This window comes from Pirellulales bacterium (genome assembly GCA_019636345.1).
Lineage (GTDB): Bacteria > Planctomycetota > Planctomycetia > Pirellulales > Lacipirellulaceae.
The window spans coordinates 120,469-138,490 of sequence record JAHBXQ010000005.1 but is presented as its reverse complement, the minus strand read 5'-3'; the positions used below and the strand labels follow the sequence as shown (position 1 = coordinate 138,490).

Here is an 18,022-nt window from a genome sequence, read left to right as displayed (position 1 = left end):
GTCACTCTCGGCGTCCTCCCGACAATGGCCGCATGAAGCAGATTCAGCGCGAGAGCCTCATTCACGACCCGCTTCACGGGTACATTCCGTTCGTCTCGATCGTCGCACCCGGCGAGACGGCCGAGCGGACGTTGCTCGATCACCCATGGCTGCAGCGGCTGCGGCAAATTCACCAACTGCAGACCGCGTGGTGGGTCTATCCGTCGGCCGAGCACACCCGATTTCAGCACGTCGTGGGGGCCATGCATATGGCCAGCCGCGCGGTCGACGCTCTGTACGGCAGCTTGGCTGAAACGTGCTCCGACGTCCCCAGCCGGGGGTTCGTCGAGTGCACGATGCGGTTGGCCGCCCTGTTGCACGACGTGGGGCACGGGCCGTTCGGGCACTTTTTCGACGCCCATTTCTTAAGTCGTTTTCCGAGCCCCGACGGCGGCCCGCTGACTCACGAAACGCTCGGCGCCCATATCATTCGGCACGAGTTGGGCGACTTGCTCCGCGGCGTGCGGCGCTGTCCGAATCGCGAATTGGAGCCGGGCGAGCGGATCGACCCCGAGCAAATCGCCTGGCTCATCCAGCGTCCTAAGGCCGACGACGCCGCAAACCAGCCCCGCTGGCTGGCCATGCTGCGCAGCCTGTTTTGCGGCCTCTACACGGTCGACAACATGGACTTCGTCCTTCGCGATGCGTTTATGAGCGGCTACAGCGAGCGGGCCTACGATCTCGACCGGCTGTTGCGATACAGCTTTTTCAGCGAGCGGGGGCTGACGATTCACCATCGCGGGCTGAACGCGCTGTTGCGGTTCATGCAGACCAAGAGCGAACTGTTCCGGGCCGTCTACTTCCACCGCACGGTGCGGGCGATCGACAAGACGCTCGAAGGCTTGTTCCGCGACAGCCGCGACAAGCTGTTCCCCGGCAATCCGCTCGAGCGATTGGACGATTACCAAGGGTTCACCGAATGGTCGCTGTTGGTCGATGTCGGGCGATGGCATCGCAGCGAGAACGTGGCGACACGGGCCCTGGGCGAACGGTGGCGCCGGTTGATCCTGCGACAAGTCGATTGGGAATCGGTCTACGAACGGAACCTGCTGGTGACGGCCGAGCAGTCCGAAGCGAGCAGCATCTTCAGCAGTCCCGAGTTCGTCGAGCGGGCGCTCCGCGAGAAGCTGCCGCGCGAGCTGGGCGACATCCCGTTGCAGGTCGATTTGCCCCGGCACATTTATCGGCCCGATGCACGCAAAGCGACGGCCGGGCAGAACTTTCTGCAGCGTTCGGGGACCGGCGAGATTCGCCCGTTGACTGACGATTGGCTGTTCAAGCACATGCCCGTGGCCCATCGATTTTGCCGGGTGTATCTGCAGAAGGGCGCCCCGCGGGAGCATGCCGCAGCCGTCGGCGCCGCACTCGACGCGCTCATCGGCGGTCCTGGGGACGACGACCTGACGAACATGTAGCGTGCGGAGCCGCGCCGGCGGTCGCCGCACTGCGATCCAACGCAATAGATTCCCCGGCAGCGCTCTGGCTGCAGAGACTACAATGGCAGGGGCGCGAGCGAACTGACGCTTGGCGTTCTTGAGGTTCTGGTCGCGTTGCCGCGACTGTCGACCGCCGGTCACCACTTGCATCGTCTTCTTGAATTCCCCCCGCCGTTCCATGCACGACCGTTACGAGAATCCGCTGAATACGCGTTACGCCTCGGCCGAAATGAGCGAAATCTGGAGCGCTCAGCGCAAGCACTCGACATGGCGGCGGCTGTGGGTCGCGCTGGCCGAAGCGGAGGCCGAGTTGGGGTTGCCGATCACCCGTGACCAGATCGCCGAACTGGCCGCGCATGTCGACGACGTCGACTTCGCCGCCGCCGAGCGGTACGAACGCGAACTGCGGCACGACGTGATGGCCCACATCCACGCCTACGGAGACCAGTGCCCGACGGCCCGGCCGATCATCCACCTGGGGGCGACGAGCCAGTACGTCAACTGCAACGCCGAACTGATGCTGCTGCGCGAGTCGCTGCAACTCGTGGCCCGGCGACTGGCGGCGGTGATCGACGCGCTGGCGACGTTCGCCGCCGAGCATCGCGCGCTCCCGACGCTCGGGTTCACCCACTTGCAGCCTGCTCAACCGACGACCGTCGGCAAACGGGCGACGCTGTGGTGTTACGATCTCGCACTCGATTTGGAAGAGGTCGAGCGCCGCATCGCGTCGCTGCGCGCCCGAAGCACCAAGGGGACCACCGGCACGCAGGCCAGCTTTCTGGCCTTGTTCGACGGCGACCATGCCAAGGTCCGTCGGCTTGAGGAGATCGTCGCCCGTAAGATGGGGTTCGACGCCACCTACGCCGTCACTGGGCAAACCTATCCCCGCAAGATCGACGCCCAGGTGCTCGACGTGCTGGCCGGGATCGCCGGCTCGGCCCACAAAGCGGGGAGCGACGTCCGCATTCTCGCCCACCGCAAAGAGCTGGAGGAGCCGTTCGAGAAGAACCAGATCGGCTCCTCCGCGATGGCGTACAAACGCAATCCCATGCGGTGCGAGCGAATGTGCGGGCTCGCAAGATTCGTGCTCAGCCTGCAGGCCAATCCCGGCGCCACGCTCGCCACGCAGTGGATGGAGCGCACGCTGGACGACAGCGCGAATCGCCGACTTGTCCTGCCGCAGGCGTTCTTGGCGATCGACGCGGTGCTGTTGCTTTACCGCAACGTGGCCGACGGGTTGGTCGCGTACCCCGAGGTGATCGCCAAGAACCTTCGTGAAGAGCTGCCGTTCATGGCGACTGAGAACATTCTCATGGCCGCGGTCGCCGCGGGGGGCGATCGACAGGACCTTCACGAACGAATTCGCGTGCACAGCCAAGCCGCCGCTGCCGAGGTGAAGCGGCACGGCCGATCGAACGATCTGCTTGACCGCTTGGCTGCCGACCCGGCGTTTGCCGGCGTCGACCTAGCCGCCGCGGTCGACGCTCGCGGACTCGTCGGACGCGCCCCCGAGCAAGTCGACGAGTTCCTGGCCGAAGTCGTGGCGCCGATTCGAGAGCGGTACGAGAATCTCGTTGCTGCCGACGATGCGCTCAAAGTGTGAATCGCCGCCTACACCAAATCCAACGGGCTCTGCCGACGGTGGCGTTTCGAAGCGCACTCTTTGCACACGCCGGTGATGATCAGTCGGTGTCCCGTGACCCGGAAGCCGTGCTCGGCGGCGACGGCCTCGCGCAAGGGGCGGAGTTCGTCGATCTTGAACTCGATCAACTCGTCGCAGATCGTGCAGTGGAGGTGATCGTGCTGGGGGTAGCCGTAGTCGTGCTCGTAAACGGCGCGGCCGCGCAGATTGAACCGCCGCAACAGTCCCGCCTCGACCAGTTCGTTGAGGGTGCGGTAGACGGTCGGGCGGCTGATGCGCTCGTCACGTTCCAGCCGGCTGAGATTAAGAATCAGCTCTTCGGCGTCGAAGTGGTCGTGCCGCTCGAAGATGTGGTCGATCAGCGCCCGGCGCTGGCTGGTAATCCGCTTGCCCCGGCTTTGCAGATACTCGGCGAACCGCTCCTGGGGGCTGCTGGAGACCTGCACCTCGCCGAGGGCGAAACCGCTGGACATGATGACCTCGCTTCGGAGAGGAACGGGCTGAATCTCAACAAGCCGGGCCGTGCCTTGGTGTTGAGACTGGCCGCCGAGCGTTCCGCTCGACGTTAAGTGCCTGAAATCACGAGAGTTGGCTGTGCTGGGAACCGCCCTCTTGATTCTACCCGCCGCAGCCGCCAGTCTCAAGTTGCCTCGTTTGACAGTCGTGATACCATTTGCGCCCTTGCAAGGGTGGCTGAGGTCGCAGCGCAGCGGAGCCCCCAGGGGATCCGCTGGGGGCTCACTTCGTTCGACCCCAGCCACCCTTAAATTTGGCAAACGATATCACTATCCGTTTGGCCCAGGAAACTTGATGCAGCCGAGCCTCGCAAGCGGCGGCCGGAAACGGCTGTCCCCCGTCAGCGCGCAAAAAAACCGGCGACTTACGTCGCCGGCGGAGGGAGCAATGCGAGTCGGGCGGACGCGAGGTTTGCGCCCCAGCGGAGAGGTCAACCGATTTCGTCGAGCAGCCGGCTGAGGGCCGCATCGAGTTTGTCGGGCGTCTCGTACGAACCGTCGGCGATTTGGGCTCGGACGCGAGCCACGAGATCAGCCCGAACGTCGCCCGCCTCGGCTGCGCTAGCGGCCGCTTCGGCCGCGGCCGAGAACTGCACCTCGTCGGAGCCGCGGTTGGCCGAAGCCGACCCGGCGGACGAGACGCCGCGCGAGGAATGGGGACCTTTCACGCCGTGCGGACCGTGAACTTGCGAGGGGCCGTAGATTTGCATGGGTCGTTCTCCCGCCTCTGAAAATACGTTTCACCTCCGGGCCGGTCGTCACAGCGTGGTCGCGACAAGGCGACCGGTTATGACAATCCGGGGGACCGCAAGGTGCTGAGCGAGGCCAATCGGTGCTGGGCAATGACCGCGACGCGGAGGGTCGCGGGATTTCGGGGGTGTCGATTGTAGGGGTCTAACTTTGCGCCGCAGTCCGTGTCTATTGGGGCGAACCGATCGACCTCGCAAGCGCGACAGCGAGAACAATGCTGTCATCGACTTGCAGGCAGCGGAGGCCCGACCAATTTCTTCACGCAACGGGTCGCAAAGCAAGCAACTGCTGTACCGGCTGTGCGCGTGCTGCACAAGCGGCCGGTCGTGCGTCCGCCCCGTGCCCTGGGAGCGGCCTGCGCCGATTATGCTGCAACGGTCGTGACGAGCGGAGGGCGTCATCGGAATGTACGCCGACAATCGCCCGGCGGTTCGTTCCCCGGCCGTCGGCCGATCGTAGGCCGCCGCTTCGAAGGGGGTCAAGACCAATGTCCGAAACTGCGCGTAGGGAGTAGGGGGGAGCAGCCGGCAAGCGGGGGCCGCCGGCGAGCCCGCTTGCCCGCGTCTAGAAGCGAATCACTTTCCGCATCAACAGCCCCCCGAGCCCTGCTAGCACGATGTTGCCGATCCACACGGCCGTCGGCGGCAGGTTGCCGTCCTTGGCCAAGTCGACGCACCCCACGAGCATGGGATAGTACAGCAGCAGGATCGGCAGAAAGCAGGCGAAGAAACTCCCCCAGAACTCGCCGTGCCGCCGTCGGACCGCCATCGGGGCGCCGATGAGCACAAACCCCAGGCAACTGAATCCGTTGGCCCACCGTCGCTGCGGCTCGGTCCGCAAACGGTGGAGCGTCCGTTCGGCGTTGACCACGCGATTGACCCGCGGGCCCCACTTGGCCTGCGACAGTTGCACCGTGCGACCCGTCAGCAGCGCTAGGCCCGCGTCGGCCGCCATTTCCTGGCGATACCTCACGACCTTGGTGCGTTGGGCTTCGACGGCCGGACCGATTTCGCGCAGGGCGAAGTTCGAGGGACTCTTGGCGCCGTTGCTCTGTCCGGTGAAGTCGGCGATCGGGAACGATCGCTCCAGCTTCCCCGGGTACAGGATCGACCAGCCGTCGAGATCCCCCTCGGCGTTCACCAGCGAGACGGTCACTACTCCGTGCTCGACGTCGGTGCGCAGTTCCGCTTCGTCGGCGGTGATCAGCGAAGGTTGGCCGCCGTCGCGAGCGACCACCTGAATGATCGGGCCGATCAGCCGTTGGCCGTCGACGCCGCGGACGTTCACCTGCAGACGATCGGTGCGGAATCGCCGGGTCGTGCTCAGCCGACCGTAGGCGACCTCCTCGAGCGATTCGAGAACGACCCGCTTCACGCCGTCGTAACCCCAGGAGACGGCCAGATCGTTCAGCGCGACCGCCCCCAAACTCACCGCCGCGGCCAAGCCGAAGGTGGGCCACATAAGCGTCATCGGCGAGACCCCCAGCGATTTGATCGCCACGATCTCGTTGGAACTCGCCACGCGTCCGTAAACGCTGGTGGCCGCCAGCAGCATCGCTCCCGGCACGGCGAACTGCATCGCCTGCGGCAGGATGTAGGGAAGCATTTTCAGGATTGGCGACAGCCCCACGCCGTTCTCGACCGCCTCGCGCCCGATGAGCACGAGAAAGACGAAGGTCGTCATGCTCGCCAGGGTGACGAGGAACGTTTGCCCCATCTCCAGCAGGATGTAGCGAGTGAGGATGCGCATCGTCGTCGGCCGCAGACCTGGGGGCGCCCGGCGAGGGGGGCGGCAAAAGGTCGCGAACTGTAGCAACGCGCCGCCGCTGGGGGAATCGCAACCCGCGGACCCCGCGGCTGGGGAAGTAGCGCAGCGAAGCCCCCTGGCGCCAAGTCCAGTCCGCCCGGCGCGCGGGATTGCCGGCGATTCCGGCTCAGTCCACACCGAGATTGATCGACGAGTCGCTCGCTGGTTGCCGCAGGTCGCGGATCCGTTGCATGAGGAGCCGGACCGCGCCGCAGTACGCGGTCGTCGCCGTGCGGAAATCGCCGCTAGCAATCGCCTCGTGGGCTCGTTGGCGCTCGGCGTGGATCGGCTGCCAGTCGAACTTCCACTGCCGCTGGCTTTCCAGGTCCTCGAGTTGCCGGACGATGTCGCTCAGCAGCCCGATGGTTTGCGCGCTGGGGGCGGCCTGATGGCGGCGATAGGGACCCTTGCCGTATTTGCCGCGGACCGCCTTTCCAGCGGCGTCCCCGGAGCGGGCGGCCCAGCGAACGACTGCCAGCAGCCCCAATCCCAGCGCGAGCGCCCCCAGCCCCGCGGCGGCGACCAGCTTGCCGGCGAGGCCTGCCAGCACGGCCCCGACGCTCGCGCCGCCGCACCCGACCAGCGCGGCGACGTCGGCCGCCGGCAACGAAGCGGTCCCCTTGTCCGACCCCGTCGGCAGCTCGCAACTGCCGGTCGCGGCGAGTCGCTCGGGGTTGGTTGTCTCGACGACGATGACGGTGATGTTGTCGGGCCCTCCCAGCAGGTTCGCCAAGTCGACGAGCGTCTGCGCCGCCTCGGCCGGGGGAAGCGTTTCGACGACCAGCCCGATCAACTCCGCGGTCAGCGGACCGGTGAGGCCGTCGCTGCAGAGGACGTAGCGATCGCCTGCGGCGATCGGCCAGGGGCCTTCCAGGTCGACCTTCACTTGGGGATGAGGGCCGAGCGAGCGGGTGATGACGTTCTTGGGGACGTAAGGGGGAACTTGCTCTTCGGTCGCTTGTCCCGCGGCGGCCATTTCCCAGACCAAACTGTGGTCGAAGGTGAGCTGCTCGAACACCCCCCCCCGCAGCCGGTAGATGCGGCTGTCGCCAATGTGGGCGGCCAGGGCGCCCTGTTCGAGCAGCACGAGGCAACTGCAGGTCGTGCCCATTCCCTGGAAGTCGACGCTGTTTTGTCCCTTTGCGTAAATCCGGGCGTTGGCGTCCTCGATCGCTGCGACGATCGCTTCGCACGGGGCCATGTCGCGCTGCTTGCGGAAGGCGTGCGGTATGTTGTCGGCCGCGATCTGGCTGGCGAGCTCTCCCGCGGCGTGGGCGCCCATGCCGTCGGCGACCAGAAACAGGTGCCCCCCGCAACGGAATTGCCGCTCGCCGTCGGCCAGCGACACGGCCAACGCGTCCTGATTGCTGCTGCGGCGCATCCCGACGTCGCTCGCGGCGGCGCAGCGGACCCCTCCGACCGCTTGTTCGAGCTTTCGCGAGGGTTGAGCCACGGCGGATGCGAGGGCGGATAGGGAGAAAGCAGGGGAGGGCGGGGCGTCGCGGGCCAGACGGGTCATCTTAACCCCCCGGCCGTCCCGGCGACAGCACTCTCCGGCGCCGGCGCCCGGGCGGGAGGATTCCAGGGGAGGTGCTCGTCGCCTTCGGCCCGGCGACCCGGCTCGCGGCCCCAATTCGCCATGGCCGCGCGCCGGGACGAGCCCTATACTCCCCGCCCCGAATCTTGGGTCATGAACCGGCTCCTCGTTCATTGGAACCGCCCGTGGCGACTCCCGCGTCGGAGTCTTCGTCGCTCCGCTTCGCAGCTTGGCTGCCGCGCTGGGGGTGCGCTGTCGCGCTGGCGGCCCTGGTGCTTTCGGCGCCGGGGTGCGTGCGGCGCCGATTGCTCATCCGCAGCAATCCGCCCGGCGCCACGGTTTACGTCGACAACCAACCGATTGGCGTCACGCCGTGCGCGACCAGCTTCGTTTACTACGGGACGCGCGAGATTCGGCTGGTGAAGCCGGGCTACGAGACGCTGACGATCAACCAACCGATCCCGGCCCCCTGGTTTGAACTGCCGGGGATCGATTTCATCAGCGAGAACGTGCTGCCCAACGAGATCCAGGACTACCGCACGGTCAGCTACACGATGAGCCCGCAGGCAGTCGTCCCAAGCGATACGCTCGTCTCGCGCGCCAATCAGTTGCGACAAGCCGCGCAGACCGGCGGGCCGATTCCAATCGACGCGGGGCCGCTCGTGTCGCCGACGCTGGGCGCGGGTCCGCTGGGGCCGCCGAGCATCGTCACCCCCGGCGGGCAATCAGTGCTCGCGCCGCAGGGGATTCCGGCGCCGACGCTCGCTCCGCCGGAGCAAGTCTCCCCCGGAGTGCCTGTGCCGACGACCCCCGGCGCCGGCGTCCTTCCCCCCGGCGGCCAGGTCCTGGAACCGTTGCCGCCGGCGCGCTGAGCCGGATCTCGCGCCAAGCCGCAAAGGCACGAAGGGACGATCGCGGAGGCGATTGGGCACGCCTAGCCGCATTGCATACAATGCGGGTCCCGCATGCGACGCCGTTGGAGTCTTGCCCGATGATTCGCTGGTATTTGGTCGCGTTGACTGCTCTGGTTGCGTGCGCCATGCCTGAGGGCGCGGCGGCGGCGTTGTTCAACCGCGTCGTGACGTTGGGCGACAGTCTCATGGACGATCCCGCGGGGACGCGCAGCCCGCTCGCCTCGGAGCAGGTTGCGGATCGACTGGGGGCGCCGCTCGTCCAGCTTGCCAAGAGCGGATCGACCTCCGACTCGCTGCTTGCCGACGGCCAGCATTCGACCGCCGCGGCGAACTTCGGCCCCGGAGATCTTGCGCTGCTGTGGATCGGCGGAAACGACTTCTTCTACGCCTCGATCGGCATCGGCTTCGGCGGACAGGGGATCGTCGACGACTTGGCCGCGAACGTCGACGAGATCCTCGGGACCTTGCGCAGCGCGGGGATGGACGTCGTCGTGTTCAACCTGCCCGACATGGCTCAGGTGCCGTTGATTCAGACGACGGTCGCCGCGGTCACGCCGTTCAACATTCTGCGGCAAGCGATCCTGAACAATTTCACCGCGTCGTCCGCCGCGTGGGGTGCGCGGCTCGATCAACTCGCCGCCCAACACGGGGCGACGGTGGTCGACGTGTTCAGCCTGTTCAACCAGCGGCTGGCCGATCCGCAGGCGTTTGCGATCCTCGACCGGCCGGTGAGCCTTGGCCCGCAGTTCGGCGGGCAGTTCGACGTGTTCGCCGACAACATTCATCCCTCGGCGTACATTCAGGGCGTCATCGCCAACGAGGCGCTGGCCGCAATCTCCGCGGCGTACGACCCGCAAGGCGCGACGCCCCTGGCGCCGCTGAGCGTGCCCGAGTTGGCGCCGCTGGTAAATCTGCTCGCCGGCGATTTCAGCGGCGGCGGAACGGTCGACGGCGCCGACCTGACGATTTGGAAGTCGGGCTTCGGCCGCGGCCCCGGCGTCGCGGCGGGATCGCATGCGACCGGCGACGCGAACGACGACAACCGCGTCGACGGGTCGGATTTTCTCGTCTGGCAGCGCGAATTGGGCCGCTCGATCGCCGCTGCGGCAGCGACGACTGCCGTTCCCGAGCCGGATCTCCTGCTTCTGATCGCCGCAGCGCCGGTCGTCGCTCGAATCTACAACAGAGGTCCAAGCAAACGGGCGAAGCTTTCCGCCGCGCGCCGACCGGCCGGTCGGGCGCGGTGGGTCTCCAAATCCATCAGTTCCGATTGATCGATGTACTGTTGTTGCAACGCGCGCAGCTCGGCGGTAAACGCGGGGTTGTAAACGCCCAGCAGGATTTCGAAGTTGAGTCGGAAGCTGCGCGGGTCGAGGTTCACTGAGCCGAACAGCGCGTGGCTGCCGTCCACGGTGACGCTTTTGGTGTGGAGCAGCCCCCCCGTGAACAGGGCGATTCGCACGCCCGCTTCGAGCAACTCCCCCTTGAAGGCTCCGCTGGCGTAGCGGACCAACACCGAGTCGACCTGACGCGGCGCGACGAGGATGACGTTGACCCCGCGCCGGGCGGCGGCCACCAGGGCCATCGTCAGCGGTTCGCTGGGGACGAAGTACGGAGTCGTCAACACGATCTCGCGCCGGGCCGAGTAGATCGCGGTGATCAGCACGTGCTCGACCGCCTGCGGCGGCAAATCGGGTCCCGAGGGCATGACCTGCACGGCCGCGTCGCCCCGGCCCGGCTGCGATCGGGCGCCTCCTGTCTCCTGCAAATGCTCGAGCGTGTCCTCGGTCTCGACGAACCAGTCGGCCAGAAACGTGATGGCGAGCGCCTCGACTGCGGGGCCCTCGACGCGGACCATTGCGTCGACCCACTCGCCCACCCCGGCGTTGCGTTTGAAGTAGCGCGGATCGACCAGATTCAGGCTGCCTGTGTAGCCGATCGCGCCGTCGATGACGACAATCTTGCGATGCAGACGCAGATCGATTCGCACAAAGGGGAGCCGCCACAATCCCCCAGGCAGCGCGGCATGCACCTGCACGCCTCCGGCTTTGAGCTTCGCGGCGACTTCGCTCCGCAGAAACCGATTGCTCCCCAAGGCGTCGACCAGCACTCGACAGGTGACGCCTCGCGCGACCGCTCGCAACAGGGCCTCGACCACTCGATCGACCTCGCCGCCGTTGTTCCAGATGTAGAACTCGAGGTGGCACGTCTCGCGGGCCGCGTCGATGTCGGCCACCAACCGAGCGAACACGTGCTGCCAGTCGGGCAGCAGTTCCAGCCGGTTGCGCCCTAGCGCCGGCACGCCGATCGTTCGCTCGCACATTTGCGACACCGGCTCGAATTCCTCGTCGATTTTCGACCAGTCGACCTGGCTCCGCTCGGGGATCTGCGCCAGCCAACGTTTGAACGGGGGCTGCAGTTGCACGAATCGCCGTTCGCGCCGCCGGCCCAGCCGTGATTCGCCGACGACGAAGAACAAGAGCGGGCCGACGATCGGGAAGACGAACAGGATCATCAGCCAAGCGAGCGATTCGCCGGTCGATCGTCGCTGCAGAATCAGCTTGACCGCCAGGGTGATCTGGATCCCCAGATGCACCAGCACCGACACGAGAGTCGCCCAGGCGCCGAACGTGTGCTCTTCAAAGAAGTGAGCGATCGTAGCCATGCTGGTGAATCGGTGTCAGGGGGCGGGCAAGCCGGGATCGGCAGTCGTAAGTTGACGGGGGGGCCCGAATCGGACGAACGAGACTGCGCATAAGAACACGATAGGGACTCCGGCTCCCTTTGGTTCTGCCATCGTAGCCGATTCGCGCGTCGCGGCCTTGACCAATGTCGCCCGAATCAGGTCCCCTTGAGTCGGAAATCGACCACCAGCGGGCGATGATCCGACGCCAGTCGGGCGGTCTGAGTATGACCGGCGTACGCGGCGATCGCCTCAAGGTCGCCACGGTAGTAGACGCGGTCGAGCGGTCGTGCCGGCATGATTGCCGGAAAGGTCCGGACCCGTTTGCCCGCCGCGGCGAACCCGTGGTCCCGGAGCGCCTTGCGGCCCAGCGAGTTCCACACGTCGTTGTAGTCGCCGCCGACGATCGCGGGGGTCGCCGCGTGCAGGTGCGTGAAGAACGGCTGGGCGAGCAACCTGCGCAGTTGGATCTGCCGTTCGTACCCGGCGAGACCCAGGTGGACGCACGCCACGGCGACGGTGCGCCGATGCCCCTGAAAGTGGAACTCGCAGCGGGCGAGCAGCGCTTGGCGGCGTTTCTTGAGCGGCACGGTGAGATCGCAGTCGGCGACCTCGTGGAGAGGCGCCCGGCTGAGGATCGCGTTGCCGTAGTGCCCCAATCGCAGCCGAACGTTGTGCTGGTAGGCGACGTGCGTCAGCCCGGTCGCCGCAGCAAGCAAATCGACCTGCCGTTCGCGCCGCGAGCGGGGGACCCCGTCGTCGACCTCCTGCAACAGCGCCACGTCCGGGGCGTAATGGGCGATCGTCTCGATGATCCGCCCCAGGTCGTAGCGCCGATCGACCCCGCCGATTCCTTTGTGGATATTGTACGTGAGGAGGCGAAAGTGCATCGGGCGAGACGCAGGCTGAGACGGTCCAAAAGCAAACACAGACGTAACTCAAAATGTCGCAAGTCGTGGTCGACGACGGATTTAGGGTTCTTCGCACTAGATTGCGACACGTGGCGTTTTGCACTCCGCTCTGGCGCTGTGGGAACGCCCTTGCTGTCGCCATCGGTTCACTCCAGGTGCAAAGTCCCCAAATAAACCGAAAAGAATTTGCACCCTCCTGCGGCGCCCCCTAGACTGACGACCGATCCACGGAAGGCCGCTATTTGGCGTGCGGCGTGGCGAGCCCTTCGACTCGCCGCCGCCTGATCAATTTACCAGACGCTGACGGTGCTTCCGAGATGATCCGCACTTTGAGTTTCTCGCTGCAGGCGCAGCGGTTCGCCGCTGTTGGTCTCCTGTTCGTGACGCTGGCGACTTCGACCGGTCGCGCGGGCAATCAGGTGCTGATCGCCACGGGCGACGCCGCCCCGCAGCTCCCCGGCGGAGTCGTCGCATCGGTGGGCGAGATCGTGCTGAATCCGCACGGGCAAGTCGCCATGGCGGGCCTGTTGGTCGAGGGAAGCGGCGGGGTGACGTCAAGCAGCTCGTCGACGATCTGGCGCTGGCGCGACGGGGCGACTGCCATGCTGGCCCGTGCCGGGGTCGGCGGCGTGCCGGGCGCCGCGGGGACCGACTTCAACGGATTCAGTCGCACGCTGATTGTCGACGACGGAACCGTGTTCGTCGAAGCCGATCTCGTCCCAGGGATCGGGGACGTGACGTCCGAAAGTCGCCTGGGAGTATGGAAGTTCGCTGATGAGGGCGACGTGGTCGCTCGTTCCGCCACGACCTCGGCGCCAGGCGTCCCTGGCGCCGTATTCACCACGGGCGTCTTTCGCCTGCGGGCCACGGCGAACGGCCGGCTGCCGTTGACGCCGCAGCTTGCCTTGGGGGGCGGCGTCACGTCGCTCAATGATCGCGGCGTGTGGAACTTCGGCCTCGGAGGGGAAGCGCTGCTTATCCGCGAGGGGATTACTGCCGTCCCCGGCGCCGGCAGCGCCAAGTTCTTTGCCTTCAACGCCCCGGCCATGAACGTGGGAGGCGATTACGCGTTCCGAGCCTCGCTGCAAACCGGGGGGAGCGTCAATTCGACCAACAGCGCCGGCATCTGGCAGTACGACGCGGCAGGAGTCGGCCAATTGCTGGGGCGCACTGGGTCGGGAAACGTTCCCGGGATCCCCGCGGCGTCGTTCACGGCGTTTCGCGATCCCACGATCAACGCCGCAGGGCAGGTTGCCTTCCACGCGACCGCCGCCGGGGCCGGCGGCATCTGGCGGTACGATGGCGGCGCGGGAGAACTTGTGCAGCGAGTCGGCGGCGTCGATCCGGTCGGCGTCCCGGGGGGAGTCGTCGCCGCTTTGGAGGATCCGCTGTTGGGCAGCGATGGCGCCGTGCTCTACAGCGCCGAGTTGCAGCCGGGCGTCGGCGGCGTCACGGCGGCCGACGCCGAAGGGATCTGGCTCGCCCCCCTCGGAGCCCCCGCGAAGCTCGTCGCCCGCACCGGGTCGGGGGGCGTCGGCGGGATCACCGGAGCCAGTTACTCCGACTTTCTCCGCTACACGATGAACGGCACGGGGCAGTTAGCCTTCGCCGCGAGGCTCGCCCATCAGGCCGGCGTCGTCGACGACACGAACGACCAAGGGATCTGGCTCGCCGACGCGAGCGGGGAGCAGGTCCTCGTGGCCCGCACGGGGACGACCCTTGGCGGAGTTCCGGTCGAGGTCGCGATCTTCAGCAGCGGAACCGGCGTCGAGGACGGCCGCCCGCGGGTGCTGAACGACTACGGCCAACTGGCGTATCTGGTCGGCCCGAACGATCCCGCCGCCGGCAACGCGGCGGTGCTGTTCACGCCCGATCTCAAGTGGCGCGGTCCGACGTTCGGCGATTGGGACGACGTTCCGAACTGGACTCTCGGGCTCAAACCGGCCCTTGTGCACGACGTTTCGATCGGCGGTCCGAATCGCGAATTCGTCACCGGCCCTGCGGCGCCGACGACCGTCAAGAGCCTGTCCATCGGCGGGACGTTCGCCGCGGCCGAGTTGAGATTGCAGCCTGGCGGCGATTTGACCGCGACCAACGGGTTGACCGTTCTGAGCACCGGATTCCTGGAAGGATCGGGGAGAGTCGTCGGCTCGGTCAACAACGCGGGCGGATCGATTTCCCCGGGAAACGGGCTGTCGGGCATTGGACGGATCGACATCGACGGCGACTATGTCCAAGGCGCGGGAGCGATCATGTCGATTCGGCTGGCCGGGACGGATAACTCGAATCCCCTCGCTCCGCAGTACGACCGGGTCGAAGTGAGCGGCGCCGCCGATTTGGGCGGCGCCTTGGCCGTGCATCTCGCCACGTTCTTCACGCCGCAAATCGGCGACTCGTTCGGCGTGCTGGTCGCGGGCGGCGGATTCGACGGATTCGACTCGTACCTGCTCCCGACGCTTCCCGCGGGTCGGCAGTGGCAGGTGAACCCGGGCGGGTCGACGTTGTTCCTCAACGTAGTCGCCAGCGGAGGCGGAGCCGACTTCAACGGCAGCGGCGCGGTCGACGGGACCGACCTGGGGATTTGGAAGTCGAACTTTGGCGCAGCGCCCAGCGCCGCACAGGCCCAAGGGGACGCCACGGGGGACGGGCGCGTCGACGGGGCTGATTTCCTCGCGTGGCAGAGACAGTTCGGGCCCGGCGGGGCGATTGCCACGGTTCCCGAGCCAGCCGCGGCGTCGCTTCTCAGTTTGGCCGCCGCGGTCGCGGTCGTCGGGCAAGCGGCGCGCCGACCGCGGTAGTGATCCCATTTGCCAAATTGACGGGTGGCTGGGGTCGAACGAAGTGAGCCCCCAGCGGATTCCCTGGGGGCTCCGCTGCGCTGCGACCCCAGCCACCCTTCCAAGGGCGCAACCGGTATCACTACCCCGACCGCGGCGTCGTTGTCTCGCTTGACGGTTGCCATTACGATGGCCAGCTTCACGCACCCCCGCTGGAGCTTCTCGATATGGCCGTCACTGCCGACGAGTTCGAATCCCCTTCGCTCCCCGCTCAGGTCGCCGCGGCGAAAGAGGCGTTCGCCGCTCGGTTCGGCTATTCTCCGCAGTGGGCCGTCGCGGCGCCGGGACGAGTCAACCTCATCGGCGAGCACACCGACTACAACGACGGTTTCGTTTTTCCCCTGGCGATCGAGCGGTACACGGTGATTGTCGCCGGGCGGCCCGCCGAGCCGAGTGCCGCCGACGCCGTGCGGGTCTCCAGCACGCTGATGGAAGGCGTCGAGGAGTTCCGTCTCGGCCATCTCGAACCGCAGCGTCGCGATTGGACCAGTTACCTCCGCGGCGCGCTAGCGGGGTGTCTCGATCGGGACATGAACCCCGGCGCACTCGACTTGCAAGTCGACTCGCGCGTGCCGCTGGGGGGCGGGCTTTCCAGCAGCGCGGCCCTCGAAGTGGCGACCGCCACGCTCGTCGAGGCGGTCACGGGGCGCCCCCTCGACCCGGTCGAGAAGGCCCGTCTGTGCCAGTGGGCCGAGCACAACTTCGCCGGCGTGCCGTGCGGCATCATGGATCAGTTCAGCAGCGCGCTGGGGGCCGAGGGGCGGCTCTTGTTGATTGACTGCCGTACGGAAACGCACGAGCTCGTGCCGCTCGACGATCCCGGAGTCGCGGTGCTGGTGATCAACAGCAACGTCAAGCACGAACTGACCGGCGGCGAGTACGCCGAACGCCGCGGCCAGTGCGAGGCGGCGGCCCGGATCCTGGGGGTGAAGGCGCTGCGCGACGTGACGCTCGCTCAGCTCGAAGCGGCCCGCGACAAGCTCGAACCGATCATCTACCGTCGCGCCCGCCACGTCGTCGGCGAGGACGAGCGGACGACCGCCGCGGCGGCCGCGCTCCGCGCCGGCGATTGGGCCCGCGTCGGCGAGCTGATGTACGCCAGCCACGAATCGTTGCGCGACGACTTCGAGGTGAGTTGCCCGGAGCTCGACGTGTTGGTGGAGCTCGCTTCTGAAATCGGCGCCGATGGCGGCGTGATCGGCTCGCGAATGACGGGGGGCGGCTTCGGCGGTTGCACCGTGACGCTGGTCCGTACCGGCCGCGAACGCGAGATTGCCGCCCGCATCGGCCGCGAGTACGAGCGCCGCACCGGCGCCGCCGCAACCCCGTTCGTCACCAAACCCGCCCGCGGCGCCCACGTCGTCGAGGGCTAGTGGTCGTCTTGCCCCCGGGTTCTGAGGGGAGGCCCTCCCGTCGCGGCGTTCACCACCCGTCGGTGCGGAACGGCACGGCGGGAAGGCCGGCTTCGTTTTGCAGGTTGCCGTTCGGGTAGGCGGCCCAGTTGTAGCGGACCGCCACCGGTTCGCGGACCCCTTCGGCCGAGAGCACGACTGCATCCCCTGCGATCTTGGCGGTCGCCGGCTTGAAATTGCCGTCGGCGCCGGCGAGTTGGAAGCCGCGCAGGGCGTCGCCCTCGTGCTTCAATCCGGCGGCGTGGTCGAAGCTGACCGTCACCGCGCCGCCGTCGATCTCCATATCGCGATACAGCGGGCCGCTGAACTCGACGTCGCGATCGTACGTGTTGGCCAGTGCGATCAGCGCCAACCGCCGGCCGACCTCTTGTTTGTTTTTGGGGTGAATGTCCTGCCGATCGCCAATGTCGATCGCGACGGCCATGCCGGTCGCGGGGACTTCGAGCGTCTGCGTTTGCGCCTCGCGGAGGTAAGGCCAACTGGCTCCCCCTGGCTCCCACCCGGCCAACTGCACGAACAAGAACGGGAAATCGCCCTGGTCCCACCGCACCCGCCAGTCGGCGATCATCAGTTCGGAGAGCTCGCGGTATTGGCTGGCCCGACCCGCGTTCGATTCGCCTTGGTACCAGATGACGCCGCGGATGCCGTAGGGGATCATCGGCGCGAGCATGCCGTTGATCAGCACCCCCGGGCGGTTGGGCGTCCCGCGTTGCTCGGGGGTGAGGTCGTCGGCCGGGGCGAGGCTCTTGACGATCGGGGCGAAGGTCCCCGTGGCGGCGAGCGCCTCGCGGCTGGTCCAGGCCTCCATCATCGTTCCTCCCCAGTTGACGCTGAGGATGCCGACCGGCACGTTCAACTCCTGGTGAAGCTCGCGTGCGAAGAAGTATCCGATCGCCGAGAACTCGGGCGCCGACGCCGGCGTGCAGACATTCCACCCCGAGTTGGCGACGGTCTCTTGCAGCGTCTCGGCAGTGACGTGGGGGATCTTCAGCAGGCGGATTGCGGGCCAGTCGGCCGCGGCCGCTTCTTGCTCGGGATCTTTGGCCAACTTGAGCGGCCATTCCATGTTCGATTGTCCCGAGGCGAGCCAAACTTCGCCTACCAGGACGTCGGCGACGCTCAGCATCTCCTCCCCGCAGCGTATCGACAGCGACTGCGGCTTGTCGCTTGCCGACAGCGGGCCGAGATCGACCTGCCAGCGGCCGGACTCGTCGGCGATCGCTTCGAGTTGCTTCTCGCCCAGCGAGACGCCGATCGTGGCGCCCGGCGTCGACCAGCCCCAAACCGGCGCCGGCGAGTCCCGCTGCAGCACCATGTGGTCGGAGAACGGCGAACCGACGGCGAGCTTCACCGCGGTCGCGTCGGCGGTCCGCTGCGCCGCGACGAACGCATCTCCCCAGGGCGCCGCAAGCAGGGCGCTCCCCGCAAGCAGGCAGGACACGACAAACCGGCGGCGCAGACAAGTCATGGCGGGAAATCTCCGAAGGGGGCTCGACAGAGGCGGATGCGACAAGGACTCGCGGCCTCAGTGTAGCACGAG

Annotated in this window: 13 protein-coding genes; 6 read left to right on the top strand and 7 right to left on the bottom strand. The window is 67.1% G+C overall.

Features of this window, described 5'->3' with window-relative positions; all coding sequences use genetic code 11:
* Positions 1-32 precede the first annotated feature (32 nt).
* Both KF688_13460 and KF688_13455 read left to right on the top strand, forming a co-directional pair.
* Positions 33-1,454: an HD domain-containing protein gene (locus tag KF688_13460; GenBank protein MBX3426681.1), complete on the top strand. Its 1,422-nt coding sequence runs from the start codon at positions 33-35 to the stop codon at positions 1,452-1,454.
* Positions 1,455-1,653: 199 nt separating this feature from the next.
* Positions 1,654-3,078, top strand: a complete 1,425-nt coding sequence (locus KF688_13455; GenBank protein MBX3426680.1) for an adenylosuccinate lyase — start codon at positions 1,654-1,656, stop codon at positions 3,076-3,078.
* Between the two features lie 8 nt (positions 3,079-3,086).
* Here KF688_13455 and KF688_13450 read toward each other — a convergent pair whose 3' ends face one another.
* From KF688_13450 to KF688_13435, 4 genes are all read right to left on the bottom strand, one after another.
* Positions 3,087-3,590, bottom strand: coding sequence for a transcriptional repressor (locus KF688_13450; GenBank protein MBX3426679.1), 504 nt, complete (start codon positions 3,588-3,590; stop codon positions 3,087-3,089).
* 473 nt (positions 3,591-4,063) lie between these two features.
* A complete protein-coding gene (locus KF688_13445) occupies positions 4,064-4,342 on the bottom strand; it encodes a flagellar biosynthesis anti-sigma factor FlgM (GenBank protein MBX3426678.1) in 279 nt (92 codons plus the stop codon).
* 604 nt (positions 4,343-4,946) lie between these two features.
* Positions 4,947-6,131 (bottom strand): LptF/LptG family permease, encoded by a 1,185-nt coding sequence (locus KF688_13440; GenBank protein MBX3426677.1) that lies wholly within the window; start codon positions 6,129-6,131, stop codon positions 4,947-4,949.
* A gap of 184 nt (positions 6,132-6,315) precedes the next feature.
* Positions 6,316-7,641, bottom strand: a complete 1,326-nt coding sequence (locus tag KF688_13435; protein MBX3426676.1) for a serine/threonine-protein phosphatase — start codon at positions 7,639-7,641, stop codon at positions 6,316-6,318.
* A 356-nt stretch (positions 7,642-7,997) separates the two neighbouring features.
* Here KF688_13435 and KF688_13430 point away from each other — a divergent pair, with 356 nt between their 5' ends.
* A complete protein-coding gene (locus KF688_13430) occupies positions 7,998-8,597 on the top strand; it encodes a PEGA domain-containing protein (GenBank protein ID MBX3426675.1) in 600 nt (199 codons plus the stop codon).
* A gap of 119 nt (positions 8,598-8,716) precedes the next feature.
* Positions 8,717-9,913, top strand: coding sequence for a hypothetical protein (locus tag KF688_13425; GenBank protein ID MBX3426674.1), 1,197 nt, complete (start codon positions 8,717-8,719; stop codon positions 9,911-9,913).
* Here KF688_13425 and cls read toward each other — a convergent pair.
* Both cls and KF688_13415 read right to left on the bottom strand, forming a co-directional pair.
* Positions 9,817-11,304, bottom strand: a complete 1,488-nt coding sequence (cls, locus tag KF688_13420) for a cardiolipin synthase (protein ID MBX3426673.1) — start codon at positions 11,302-11,304, stop codon at positions 9,817-9,819. The two genes, KF688_13425 and cls, sit on opposite strands and share 97 nt — an antisense overlap.
* A gap of 176 nt (positions 11,305-11,480) precedes the next feature.
* Positions 11,481-12,212: an endonuclease/exonuclease/phosphatase family protein gene (locus KF688_13415; GenBank protein MBX3426672.1), complete on the bottom strand. Its 732-nt coding sequence runs from the start codon at positions 12,210-12,212 to the stop codon at positions 11,481-11,483.
* 338 nt (positions 12,213-12,550) lie between these two features.
* Here KF688_13415 and KF688_13410 point away from each other — a divergent pair, with 338 nt between their 5' ends.
* Both KF688_13410 and galK read left to right on the top strand, forming a co-directional pair.
* The gene (locus tag KF688_13410; GenBank protein MBX3426671.1) at positions 12,551-15,031 is read left to right on the top strand and encodes a hypothetical protein; all 2,481 of its coding nucleotides are present in this window, start codon (positions 12,551-12,553) and stop codon (positions 15,029-15,031) included.
* A 206-nt stretch (positions 15,032-15,237) separates the two neighbouring features.
* Positions 15,238-16,443 (top strand): galactokinase, encoded by a 1,206-nt coding sequence (gene galK, locus KF688_13405; GenBank protein MBX3426670.1) that lies wholly within the window; start codon positions 15,238-15,240, stop codon positions 16,441-16,443.
* Between the two features lie 49 nt (positions 16,444-16,492).
* Here the strand turns inward: galK and KF688_13400 are convergent, their stop codons facing one another.
* Positions 16,493-17,950: a sialate O-acetylesterase gene (locus tag KF688_13400; protein ID MBX3426669.1), complete on the bottom strand. Its 1,458-nt coding sequence runs from the start codon at positions 17,948-17,950 to the stop codon at positions 16,493-16,495.
* Between the last annotated feature and the right edge of the window lie 72 nt (positions 17,951-18,022).